Origin of the sequence: Leclercia sp. UBA2479 (assembly GCF_002341985.1) — a bacterium.
Classification (GTDB): domain Bacteria; phylum Pseudomonadota; class Gammaproteobacteria; order Enterobacterales; family Enterobacteriaceae; genus Enterobacter; species Enterobacter pneumoniae.
In genome coordinates this window covers 812,492-824,030 of the sequence record NZ_DDPB01000009.1, presented here as the reverse complement: position 1 = coordinate 824,030, position 11,539 = coordinate 812,492, and the positions used below count along the sequence as shown (strand labels likewise).

The following is an 11,539-nucleotide window of genomic DNA, read 5'->3' as shown; positions in this document are numbered from 1 at the left end:
TGATGTGAATTATTTGTTGACGAGGCGTGGTGGTTTCAGGCTTGCCGGTTTTACTCCATACTATTTAGGTTTTTAACAATAAAAGAAGGATGTTCATTGTGGCAGGAAGTAGCTTATTAACTTTACTGGATGACATAGCCACCTTGCTGGATGATATCTCCGTGATGGGTAAACTGGCCGCGAAAAAGACGGCCGGGGTTCTGGGGGACGACCTCTCGTTAAATGCGCAGCAGGTCACCGGGGTGCGCGCCAATCGTGAACTGCCGGTAGTGTGGAGCGTGGCGAAGGGTTCCCTTCTCAATAAGGTGATTCTGGTACCGCTGGCACTGCTGATCAGTGCCTTTATTCCCTGGGCTATTACCCCTCTGCTGATGATTGGTGGCGCGTTTCTCTGCTTCGAAGGGGTAGAGAAAGTGCTGCATACCTTCGAGTCACGTAAAGAGAAAGAGAGCCCGGCGGCGCGTCAGCAGCGTCTGGAAGCGCTGGCCGCCGCCGACCCCAAGGCCTTTGAGCGCGATAAAGTGAAAGGGGCGGTGCGCACCGATTTTATTCTCTCGGCCGAGATCGTGGCGATTACGCTGGGTATTGTTGCCGACGCGCCGCTGCTGAATCAGGTGCTGGTGCTCTCTGGTATCGCCGTACTGGTAACGATTGGCGTCTATGGTCTGGTTGGTATCATCGTTAAACTTGATGATATGGGCTACTGGCTGGCAGAGAGACGCGCAGCGCTGGCGCAGTGGCTCGGAAAAGCTCTGCTGTTCATTGCGCCCTGGCTGATGAAATCGCTCTCAGTCATCGGCACGCTGGCCATGTTTTTGGTTGGGGGCGGCATCGTTGTTCATGGCATCGCGCCGCTGCATCATGCCATTCTCCATTTTGCCGAGGCGCAGGGTACCGTGATGGCGGCCATCCTGCCGACGTTATTAAACCTGGTGCTGGGCTTCATTATCGGGGCGGTTGTCGTTGCGCTGGTAAAGGGCATTGGCAAAATGCGAGGTAGCGCGCACTAAAAAAGAGCGCAGAAACGCCATTCCTCGACTAAATTGAAACAGTTTCGCACTGATAAAGGAGGCAGTTATGGTCTTTCTGGTCAGCGATGAAGTTAAGCCTAAAAGCGGCGGTCCGCGTATGGTCGTGACCGGCTATTCCAGCGGCATGGTGGAGTGTCGTTGGTATGATGGTTATGGCATCAAGCGGGAGGCGTTTCGTGAAGACGAACTCCAGCATGGTGACGGCTACCGCAGCCAGGATCAGGCTTAGGTCACGCAACGCCCGGCTATGCCGGGCGTTTTCGTACGCTATAATCGCTGCTAAGCGCGAAGTCTCGCGAAACCGCCGGCAGCGCGTTGCCGTAAGATCGTTATCATGGAGAGTGTGTGCAGCATGAGAATAGGGTAAGAAAACCCCCGTTTTTCTTACGTCAGCGTCTACATCCTGGCCGGATTGTGACACTCTGTTTTGTTACCGTCCTGATCTTCTCCACACTCCTTACCTGGCGTGAAGTGGTGGTGCTGGAAGATGCCTACATCTCCAGCCAACGTAACCATCTGGAAACGGTGGCTAACTCGCTCGACAGGCAACTGGAATACAGCGTCGATAAACTCCTTTTCTTCCGTAATGGAATGTACGACGCGCTGCATACGCCGCTGATCTCAGGTTTGCTGCGTCAGAGCGTGGCGCGCTTTTCGGACATCAGCGCTCAGCCTTCATGGCAACTCACTTTCGATGAACACCGGACGCTGCCGCTCAACGGTGTTTCCGATGCGTTTGTGATGCAAACAGTCAGTCTGCGTCGCGATGAGATGCTTATTGCTGACGAGCTGAGGGCGGCTTTTGAGGTGGGGTATCTGATGCGAATCACCTCGCCGCTGGCAAAGCTTGCCAGGCGAATCATGTATGTCTCCCGCGCCGGGTTTTATGTCTCCAGTAATATTGCCGACTGGGGAGGCGCAATCCCGTCCCGTTACTATCATTTAGTGACCAGCCCCTGGTTTACGCAGCAATCGGAATCCAGTAACAGCAGCCGTGGCGTACGCTGGTTCACCCGTCCCGCGCAATCCTGGTCCGGCGATGAACAGACGGTGACCGTCAGCGTGCCTGTCGATCATCAGCAGTACTGGTATGGCGTTCTGGCGATCGATTTTACCGTGACGGCCGTCGGGCAGATGCTAAGCGAAGCGCTGGACGGTTACGAAGATGGTGAATACCAGCTTTACGACAATCAGTTAACCTTGCTTGTCTCATCCGTGAAGCAGGCAGAGAGAATCAGTCAGTTTGATGAACGGGAGCGGGCGCAGCTTGCCTTTGCGCTAGAGCACGACAACGTAGGGGGAGTGCGACTGGGGAGTCGTTACCTGAGCTGGCATCGTCTGAATCATTTTGATGGTGTGCTGCTACGCGTGCATCGGCTGGACGAAGGCTTGCAGGGAGATTTTGGCCGTATCTCGGTAGTACTGGCGCTTCTCTGGCTGCTATTTACCGCCATGCTGGTGGGGTCATGGCTGGTGATTCGCCGTATGGTGAGCAATATGTACAGCCTGCAACACACCTTACAGTGGCAGGCCTGGCATGATCCCCTGACCCGTCTGCATAACCGGGGTGCCCTCTTTGAGCAGGCCAAAACGCTGGCCGCCGGCTGTCAGAGACAGAATCAGCCCTTCTCGGTGATCCAGATGGATCTCGACCATTTCAAAAGTATTAACGACCGCTACGGGCATCAGGCCGGGGACAAAGTGCTGATTCATACCGCAGGGTTGATTGTCAGCACGCTCCGGGAGAGTGACGTGGCCGGCCGGGTAGGAGGCGAAGAGTTTTGCGTGGTATTACCCAATACTACGCTTGCGCAGGCATCTCAGGTGGCTGAGCGGATCCGGGCGAGGGTTAACCGCCGGGAGATTCTGGTGCAAAAGAGTCAGACGGTACGTATTAGCATCTCGATTGGGGTGAGCTGCGCCGGAGAAAAAGGCAATTACGAATTTGAACAACTGCAATCCATTGCCGACGCCCGGCTCTATCAGGCGAAACAGCGCGGGCGTAACCGGGTGATCAGTCAGGACGAGAAGTAGTGATCCAGTCCTTCGCGCCAGCCCTCCGGCCCCTCCTGACGGGTGTGATAAACCCGCTCCGGGGTATCTTTTTGCAGAGGGACGCCAAGTCGGTTAATCCCTTTCACCACCACAGCGTAATCCACACTGTCGAGTAGCGGAGCATCGTTCGGGCCATCACCCAGGCCCAGCGTGACGGGGGCGACCCCTTCGCGTAAACGGTACTGTTCGGCCAGCCAGCGCAGGGCCTGATCTTTTCCACCACGGGCATCCAGGATGTGCCAGAAGCGGGCTCCCTGGACAAACTTTAGCCCTACCGCGTCCAGCGCCTCGTTAAAGGCCGCCATCCGCTCATCGCTGTCGCGCCAAATCAGGGTCACTGATGCCTCATGCAGGCGCGCCAGCGTCGCTCTCTCCCGCGTTAAGCCGGTCCATTCACCCACGACTTTGACCTCAACGTCATCGAAACTGGTGAATTTGAATCCTTGCTGGTCGCGCAGTTGATTAATGACGCTGACGATCTCTTCGTGTGGGGCGCCGTTAATTAACCTTGGCGAATCGGGGTGGTCATCCCAGCGTGCGTCCAGCTGTATCACCGCACCGTTTTCAGCAATAAACGGCAGGCCATCTAACCCCAGATCGCTCTGAATCGCCAGCATCTCAGCAGCGGTCTTACTGCTGCACAGAATGACCGGGATCTGATGTTCTTGCAGCTTCTCAAGCCAGTCGGCGGCAGGCGCCCAGTTGTAGGTATGAATGTCCAGCAAGGTGCCGTCGAGATCGGAGAAAATCAGCAAGGGATCCTGAAGTGAAGGCATAGCGTCTCCCGCGTTAATAGCTACGTTAGTAAGATTTATCTTAAAAAAAATCGCGATGAGTAAGACCGTATTTGGGATCGTTACCATCAAACCCAGAGGCCATGCGCCCTGACACTTATAACCAAAATGTAGGTTACTTAGACCATCTATTCAGATAGAGGATATTTCCTTGTCATGCAAATTATTTGCAGATAAGGTAATCCCCGACATCAGATTTCCTGGTGTAACGAATTTTCAAGTGCTTCTTGCATGAGCAAGTTTAATCCCGGTCACCCCATGACCGGGATTTTTTTCAGCTTTATCTGTTCACTTCCGTCACGCTAAAATCATGAATATCCAGTTCGAACGCTTCAGCCAGTTCATGGTAAGTGTGGTAGTCCCGTCCATCCACCATCACCCGTGCCGGCTCGCCCTCAATGCGGCGAACCTCACTTTCGCTGATCTCGTTAATGGCGGCGAGCAGGGCATCGACGTCAATATTCACTTCACGCTTGGCAGTGTCGCTGTACTCTTTGGCGGTCTTCATTTTATATACCTCGTTTAAGCATTCACCCGTAAGTATAGACTGCCGATAAAAGCGGCAATCGTGCATAGGGGCACTGCCAGTAGACGCAATTTGTTCTACACTGGCTCAAAACCAGAGGAGGATTGTATGAAGGTCAACGATCGGGTTACGGTAAAAACGGACGGTGGGCCGCGTCGCCCGGGTGTGGTGCTGGCGGTAGAACCCTTTAATGAAGGGACAATGTATCTGGTCTCGCTGGAGGATTACCCGCTTGGTATCTGGTTCTTCAATGAGATGGGACATCCCGACGGTATCTTTGTTGAACGCGATGAGTAAAGGCTGCGAGAGGGAGTGAGGCCGCCCCGGATAAGGGGAGAGATAAAAATCTCTGGCATAGCCAGAGATTGCACAGGGTTAACGCATATTGACGAAAATTCCGTTGGTCACGTTGTCGGTTAAACGTACCACATGATAGATCACTTGCTTATTATGCGTCTTAATCTTCCTTTTAATATTACCCTTATGTGACGATACCGTTTTTGCTTTGATATTCATTTGGTCAGATATCTGAATGGTTCCCTGACCCGCCATCCACATTCTTAACATACTTGATTCAGTACGGCTTAATGATAAAGTCGGTAAATTAATTGTTCCTACATTCTTAATCGCTCTATTCAAATAATCGCCAAGAAGTTCATCCAGAGATTCTGGCTTAATGGATTTCGAGCTTATAAGAAGATTCTGACGTACCAGCAAATATTCGTCGAAGTGAATATTGGCTATCGCCATAAAAACTATAAACATAGTTTTCGGATGCTGATTAATGATTTGCTTTATTTGCTGACTGTTAGCGGGATCGTGTATGAAACAGTCCTCATTAATAAACACCACACCTGGCTTCAATTCATCACAAGCGGCTTCAAGTTCGTCAACGGAGTGTACGTCGTTGATTTCTCTCTTTTTTACCCCTCTGCTAGCCAGGTACCCGGTTAACCCTAGCCGGGTGTAACTGCATAAATCCATAATGATCGTTGACATGGCATACCCTCACTCAATGCGTAACGATAATTCACCACCAGCCTGAGAGCTCAAAACAGCCATACGGGATGGAAATAACTAATAACCTGTGAGCATTACAAGGACTTTCAGGCGAACTCACTATCTCGTAAAGTTACGTATAATTTGCCAGGAATCTTCTCAAAGTAAAGTAAATGTTGAGGAATGTGAGGAGCATAAAAACAAATAAACCGCACCAGATATATCCTGGAAGATGTTTTTCTAAAAATATTTTAGGAATATCCTCAGAAAGACAATATAAAAATTACGGGTTAGTATTTGCTGGCATTTCGCTTACTATATCGGCTAAGAGATTGAATATTTCACCAAATAAGTGTTCGCAGAATGGCGCAATAAATGGCATTAACAGCGAAATAAGCAGTATGCCAATCGTCAGAGTCAGCGGAAAACCAATCACAAAGACTGACAGCTGAGGTGCCATACGGTTGAGTAGACCCAGCGCCAGGTTAAGCGTGAGCAGCAGCGTAATGATGGGCAGTGCCAGCATCAGACCGTTAAGGAAGATCATTCCGGCGGCGCGGGTAAGCGCCATAAAGGCGTTGCTGTTAACGGGGTTACCGCCAATTGGCAGCGTATGGAAGGTATCTACAAGCATTGAGATGAGCCACAGATGCCCATCAAAGGTGAGGAACAACAGCATCGCCAGCATATCGATAATGCGGGCCAGTACCGGCATATTCAGATGGCTGCCGGGATCGAAGAAGGTGGCGAAGGAGAGCCCCATCTGCAGCCCGATGACTTCCCCTGCGGTACGTACCGCGGCGAAGGCAAACTGCATCGTAAAGCCGATGGCCACACCAATCAGAATTTGCTGTAACGCCAGCCAGAGCGCCCCGGCAGAAAAAATGGGCACCTCTACGGGGGGCAACGACGGGGCGATGATAAGCGTAATCATAAACCCGAGGCCAATCTTCACCCGCTTTGGAATATAGCGTTCACTGAGAATAGGCGCTGTTGAGATCAGCGCCAGCACCCGCAGCAGCGGCCAGAAGTAGAGACTAAGCCAGTGGATCCACTGGTCGCTGGTAAAGTGCAGCATCGCCTGTGCTAGCCGATGATGTAAGGAATGTTGCTGAAGAGATTACGCATGTAATCGAGCAGCAGGTTTAGCATCCACGGACCCGCGATAATCATCGCCACGAAGACAGCGATAATTTTCGGGATGAAGGAGAGGGTCATTTCGTTAATCTGGGTGGCGGCCTGCAGGATACTGATTATCAGACCTGTTACCAGCGCCACCAGCAGCAGCGGGGCGGCAACGGCAAGCGCAATCTTCATCGCCTCCGTGCCCATCATCATTACCGATTCGGGTGTCATGGCCGCCCCTTAACTGTAGAAACTCTGTGCCAGCGAGCCCACCAGCAGCTGCCAGCCGTCCACCAGTACGAACAGCATTAGCTTGAAGGGCAGGGCAATGGTCGCCGGAGGCACCATCATCATACCCAGAGCCATCAGTACGCTGGCGATCACCAGGTCGATAATCAGGAACGGAATAAAAATGGTAAAGCCGATCTGGAAAGCCGTTTTCAGCTCACTGGTCACGTAGGCTGGCAACAGGATGCGCATAGGGACGGCTTCTGGTCCCTGTATTGGGCCAGCGTTAGCCAGACGCGCAAAGAGAGCCAGATCCGCTTCACGGGTCTGACGCAGCATAAACTCACGCAGTGGCTGGGCGCCTTTATCCAGCGCTTCCTGCATGGAGATTTTCTCTTCGCTGAAGGGCTGATACGCGTCGGTATAAATCTTGTCGATAACCGGCGACATAATGAAAAAGGTCAGGAAAAGCGCCAGCCCCAGCAGCACCTGGTTGGGTGGCGCCGACGGGGTGCCGAGGGCGTTACGCAGTAAACCAAAAACGATGATGATGCGAGTGAAGCTGGTCATCATCAGCAAAATAGCCGGAATAAAGGTCAGCGAGGTGATGAAAACCAGCGTCTGTACCGGTAGCGACCAGCTCTGGCCGCCGCCTGCCATCGGGGTGGAGATCAGACCGGGCAACTGGGCATATACGGAAGGAGCAAACAGCGCAAGGCCTGCAAGCGTAAGGGATAACAAACGGCGCATCAGGATCTCCCGGAACGCTTAAGCAAACTCTTCATAACGGACTGGAAATCCGCCGGAACTTCTGCGGCTGCGTCGGTGGAAACGGGCGCAGGCGGCAATTTGTGCAGAATCTGGATGTTTGACGCCGTAACGCCCAGCACCAGCCGGGCATCTTCAACCTCAACAATCACCACGCGTTCGCGTGGACCCAGCGAGGTACTGGCGCTGAGCTTCAGGCCACGTGCACCGGCGTTTTTACCGGCCAGACCCACGCGTTTTGCCAGCCAGGCCACCACGAGGATAAACGCGATAATCCCCAGCAGCGCGCCGCTCACCTGCAACAGCGGCGAGCCTGGAACTGCAGAGGGCTGTGATACGGTGGCCTGTGTCGTCATCTTAACGGCTCAAACGACGCATACGTTCAGACGGGGTAATGATGTCGGTGATACGCACGCCATATTTATCGGCAACCACCACGACTTCACCCTGGGCTATCAGGTAACCGTTGATCAGAATATCCAGCGGCTCACCGGCAAGGCCTTCCAGCGCCACGACGGAACCCTGCGTCAGACGCAGCAGCTCTTTAATGGTCATGCGGGTACGACCCAGCTCAACGGTCAGCTTGACCGGGATATCCATAATCAGATCGATATCCTGCAGGGTGCCGCTAACATCGCCGCCGCCCAGTTGCTGGAATACCGCATCCGCCGCGCTTTTGCTGGCCGGTGCTTTTTGTTCGCTTAACGCCTCAGCCCACAGATCGTCCATATCTCCGCTGTTTTCATCGGACGGATTGTTCATATCACTCATTTGGGCTGTTCCTCATTCAGCGAATTCAAAATCGGGTTGATCAAGTGCTCTACTCGTAACGCGTATTGACCGTTGATTGTGCCGTACTGGCTGGTCAGGACGGGTACGCCATCCACATGGGCAATGATGCGATCGGGCTTTTCTATCGGCAGAACATCGCCGGGTTGTAATTTCAGAATCTGGGATAACCGCATTGAGATATCAGCAAAATTCGCCACCAGCTCCAGCTGTGAGTGCTGCACCTGACGCACCAGGTTCTCACGCCAGTTCTGGTCTTCATGACGAGAGTTTTCCAGCGGCGGGTTGACCAGCACTTCGCGCAACGGCTCAATCATGCTAAACGGCAGACAGATATTGAACTCGCCGGTCAGGTTGCCGATCTCCACATGGAACGGGGTATTCACGACGATATCGTTAGGCGAGGTGGTGATGTTGGTGAATTTCACCTGCATCTCCGAACGCACATACTCCACTTCCAGCGGGTGAATCGCCTTCCAGGCATCGCTGTAGCCTTCAAGCGCCAGCTTCAGCATGCGGTTAATGACCCGCTGCTCCGTATGGGTGAACTCACGACCTTCGACCTTCGTCGGAAAACGCCCATCACCGCCGAAGAGGTTATCGACCGCGATAAACACCAGGCTCGGCGAGAAGACCACCAGACCTGTACCGCGCAGCGGTTTCAGATGAATCAGGTTGAGGTTGGTCGGCACCGGCAGGTTACGGGCAAACTCGTGATACGGCTGAATGCGGATCGCGCCAACGGTGATATCCGGGCTACGACGCAGCAGGTTAAACAGCCCCATACGGAACTGACGTGCAAAACGTTCGTTAATAATCTCCAGCGCCTGCAGACGTTCACGTACTACGCGACGCTGAGTATTCGGGTCATAGGGGCGAATATCGCTCTCACCCGCTATCCCTGGCGTTGGATCATCGCTCTTATCGCTGTCGCCATTAAGCAGCGCATCGATTTCAGCCTGAGAAAGAATACTATCGCCCATGTCTTTACCGCAGAATGAAGGCTGTATACAGAACGTCAGTGACTTCCTGCTTAGGTTGGCCAGATACCAGCGGTACGGCCAGCGTTTGCTTAATAGCGTCTACCAGTTTTTGCTTACCTTCATCGGTCGCGAGCTGTGATGCGTCCTGACGGGAGAACAGCAACAGCAGACGGCTACGCACTTCTGGCAAATATTCGCTCAGACGTGTGCGGGTCGCTTCGTCTTTCAGACGCAGCGTGATACCGACATAGAGGACGCGATCTGCGTCTCCCAGATTGACGGTAAAGGTATCCAGCGCAAAGAAGACCGGCGCAGGTGGCGGCGGAATCTCTTCTTTTACTTTTTCTGTCGGTGCCTTGTTCATGCGCCAGTAGCTATAACCGGCGGTCGCGCAGGCGGCGAGGGTAATCAACACCAGCAGCGGGATCCAGATGGAACGCTTACTTTTTTTGCTGATAGCGGAGTCAGTCATCTGATACGAGCTTCCTGTTTCGGGTACTGCTAATAAAGTGATTATCCCGTGTCCTTACCGCGTCAAAGCGTGGAAAAGACGAGGATAATCACGCTACCTCTGGCGTTTAGGCGAAGATGTCTACCGCACCATTACCGCGGGCGGCAGACTGCAAGGCGGCCGGGGTTGGCAGAATCTCATCGCTCTCTTCATTAAAACCACCCTGATGACCAGAGCGGGAAGCCTGTCCCTGCTGCTGCGACGAGGCATTTTGCTGTCCGGCAAAGCTCTCGCTGCTCACGCTGCTTTGGGTAAGCTGAATACCGCTTTCAGCCAGGTTGGTACGCAGAACCGGAATGGCGGCTTCCAGTGCGGCCCGCACGTGGCTGTGCGCTGACACCATTTGCAACTGCGCCTGGTTATCATCCAGTTTAAGTGAAATCTGCACCTGACCCAGATTTTCGGGGTGCAGACGCAGCTCGGCGCTCTGCAGCCCCTCTTTGGTAAACAGGGTGATGTGTTGACTAACGCTCTGGCGCCAGTCATGGCTGCCCAGCGGCGCGCTGACTACCGGCGCGGCAACCAGGGTTGGCTGTGCGGCATTGGCGGTATTCAGTACGGGGGCGATGCTGGCGGTTGGCGTGCCAGATACCGTTGGAGAAGGGGTGCTATCCACCTCGTGCTTCGTAGCGACCGCCGCTACGGCTGGGGAGAGCTGATTATTGCCCGGAAGCGCTACGGTCGGATCCTGAGCAACCTGTTTACCGGTGCGCTGGGCGTCGGTCTCCAGCGCAGGTTGACGTCCGGCGCTCGCTCCCGTCAGCGGAACCTGGACGGCAATGGCGTCGCTGCTCATTACTTTCGGCGCGGCGATGGTGCTGGCCTGCTGCTGATGCGGCAGCATCGCCATCAGGGCGCTCAGGCCCGCCAGCTCGTCATCGCTCAGCTCGCTTTTGCTATCGGCCTCTTTAACCGCCTGCGTCAGCGTCTTCAGCACATCGGTTTTACCCGCCGGCATTAGGCCAGAGACCAGCCCCTGCAGCGTGCCCTGCTGAACGCTATCGTCAGTGAATTTAATCTCTTTACTTGCCAGCAGATCGCTCAGGGCGCTGGCATCCAGGCTTTCGTCGCCTTTTAACAGCGCTGCTTTCGACAGTTTGTCGCCTGCCGCCTGCAGATCGCTAAGCGTCAGCGGCGTCTCTTTGCCCTGCGCTTTCGCATCGGTTAATGCACCCGCCAGCAGAGCAAGAAAATCTTGCCCGCCGTCGGCGGCTTTACCGCCCAGCGCACCGCCGGTAAGGTCGGTATCGCTTGAGAGCAGTTGTTGCAGTGTGATCATTCAGGTTTCCTCATTGAAGCGCGCTGGGCAAACTCATCCATTTTTTTCTGATCAAGGCGGTTTTCGGCCAGAGTCGCGGCGGCCACTTGTCTCTCCTGCAGGGTTTGCCAGGCTTGTAACCGCTGTTTTTTCTCTCGCCAGAAATTGAGCGCCGTATCGACTTTCTGGTTCCACTGGTCAAGCTGCTGGCGATGCTGATCGATCGCCTTTTCCAGCGTCTGGATAAACTGCTGATAGTTGATCCACCGCTGGCTGCCGATGCCCTGTGTCATATCGTTGTTGAGGTTGGAGCGATACTCATGCTGATAGTCGATCAACATTTTTAGCTGCTCCTCAGCCTGCTGATAGCCGCGACGCATAGCGCCGAGTTGTTGTGCGGCGTTATCAACTTCTTTTTCGGCCAGATCTTTCAGCGTCGTTAATGCGCTATTTTGTGCCATGACCTTCGCCC

At 53.9% G+C, this 11,539-nt stretch carries 16 protein-coding genes; 4 read left to right on the top strand and 12 right to left on the bottom strand.

Annotated elements, in window-relative coordinates:
* Positions 1-98: 98 nt before the first annotated feature.
* The 3 genes from B3B59_RS13660 (at position 99) to dgcQ (ending at position 3,065) form a co-directional block, all read left to right on the top strand.
* Positions 99-1,010 (top strand): DUF808 domain-containing protein, encoded by a 912-nt coding sequence (locus B3B59_RS13660; protein WP_046884929.1) that lies wholly within the window; start codon positions 99-101, stop codon positions 1,008-1,010.
* Positions 1,011-1,077: 67 nt separating this feature from the next.
* The gene (locus tag B3B59_RS13655; RefSeq protein ID WP_040074953.1) at positions 1,078-1,260 is read left to right on the top strand and encodes a YodC family protein; all 183 of its coding nucleotides are present in this window, start codon (positions 1,078-1,080) and stop codon (positions 1,258-1,260) included.
* A 116-nt stretch (positions 1,261-1,376) separates the two neighbouring features.
* Entirely contained in the window at positions 1,377-3,065 is a 1,689-nt protein-coding gene (dgcQ, locus tag B3B59_RS13650; protein WP_286809276.1) for a cellulose biosynthesis regulator diguanylate cyclase DgcQ, read from the top strand.
* On the opposite strand, the gene B3B59_RS13645 is transcribed toward dgcQ, so the two are convergent.
* Together B3B59_RS13645 and yodD are read right to left on the bottom strand one after the other, a co-directional pair.
* Positions 3,050-3,862, bottom strand: a complete 813-nt coding sequence (locus tag B3B59_RS13645) for a mannosyl-3-phosphoglycerate phosphatase-related protein (RefSeq protein ID WP_286809275.1) — start codon at positions 3,860-3,862, stop codon at positions 3,050-3,052. The two genes, dgcQ and B3B59_RS13645, sit on opposite strands and share 16 nt — an antisense overlap.
* A 298-nt stretch (positions 3,863-4,160) precedes the next feature.
* Positions 4,161-4,388 carry a YodD family peroxide/acid resistance protein gene (gene yodD, locus B3B59_RS13640; protein WP_046884846.1) on the bottom strand — a complete coding sequence of 76 codons (228 nt, stop codon included), beginning with the start codon at positions 4,386-4,388 and terminating at the stop codon, positions 4,161-4,163.
* A gap of 126 nt (positions 4,389-4,514) precedes the next feature.
* On the opposite strand from yodD, the gene dsrB reads away from it, so the two are divergent.
* Complete coding sequence (gene dsrB, locus B3B59_RS13635) at positions 4,515-4,703, top strand: protein DsrB (protein ID WP_046884847.1); 189 nt, start codon at positions 4,515-4,517, stop codon at positions 4,701-4,703.
* 78 nt (positions 4,704-4,781) lie between these two features.
* Here dsrB and rcsA read toward each other — a convergent pair whose 3' ends face one another.
* The 10 genes from rcsA to fliJ form a co-directional block, all read right to left on the bottom strand.
* Positions 4,782-5,405, bottom strand: coding sequence for a transcriptional regulator RcsA (rcsA, locus tag B3B59_RS13630; protein ID WP_046884848.1), 624 nt, complete (start codon positions 5,403-5,405; stop codon positions 4,782-4,784).
* Between the two features lie 283 nt (positions 5,406-5,688).
* Entirely contained in the window at positions 5,689-6,483 is a 795-nt protein-coding gene (fliR, locus tag B3B59_RS13625; protein WP_040074961.1) for a flagellar biosynthetic protein FliR, read from the bottom strand.
* An 8-nt stretch (positions 6,484-6,491) separates the two neighbouring features.
* A complete protein-coding gene (gene fliQ / locus B3B59_RS13620) occupies positions 6,492-6,761 on the bottom strand; it encodes a flagellar biosynthesis protein FliQ (RefSeq protein WP_040074962.1) in 270 nt (89 codons plus the stop codon).
* Positions 6,762-6,770: 9 nt separating this feature from the next.
* A complete protein-coding gene (fliP, locus tag B3B59_RS13615; RefSeq protein ID WP_040074963.1) occupies positions 6,771-7,508 on the bottom strand; it encodes a flagellar type III secretion system pore protein FliP in 738 nt (245 codons plus the stop codon).
* Positions 7,508-7,882: a flagellar biosynthetic protein FliO gene (fliO, locus tag B3B59_RS13610; protein ID WP_286809274.1), complete on the bottom strand. Its 375-nt coding sequence runs from the start codon at positions 7,880-7,882 to the stop codon at positions 7,508-7,510. The genes fliP and fliO overlap by 1 nt, the downstream gene beginning before the upstream one ends.
* Position 7,883: 1 nt before the next feature.
* Complete coding sequence (gene fliN / locus B3B59_RS13605; RefSeq protein WP_040074965.1) at positions 7,884-8,297, bottom strand: flagellar motor switch protein FliN; 414 nt, start codon at positions 8,295-8,297, stop codon at positions 7,884-7,886.
* A complete protein-coding gene (gene fliM, locus B3B59_RS13600) occupies positions 8,294-9,298 on the bottom strand; it encodes a flagellar motor switch protein FliM (protein WP_040074966.1) in 1,005 nt (334 codons plus the stop codon). Before fliM ends, fliN begins: the two co-directional genes overlap by 4 nt.
* Before the next feature lie 4 nt (positions 9,299-9,302).
* Positions 9,303-9,770, bottom strand: coding sequence for a flagellar basal body-associated protein FliL (gene fliL / locus B3B59_RS13595; protein ID WP_040074967.1), 468 nt, complete (start codon positions 9,768-9,770; stop codon positions 9,303-9,305).
* A 106-nt stretch (positions 9,771-9,876) separates the two neighbouring features.
* The gene (gene fliK, locus B3B59_RS13590; RefSeq protein WP_286809272.1) at positions 9,877-11,088 is read right to left on the bottom strand and encodes a flagellar hook length control protein FliK; all 1,212 of its coding nucleotides are present in this window, start codon (positions 11,086-11,088) and stop codon (positions 9,877-9,879) included.
* Entirely contained in the window at positions 11,085-11,528 is a 444-nt protein-coding gene (gene fliJ / locus B3B59_RS13585; protein WP_040074969.1) for a flagellar export protein FliJ, read from the bottom strand. The genes fliK and fliJ overlap by 4 nt, the downstream gene beginning before the upstream one ends.
* Positions 11,529-11,539 lie beyond the last annotated feature (11 nt).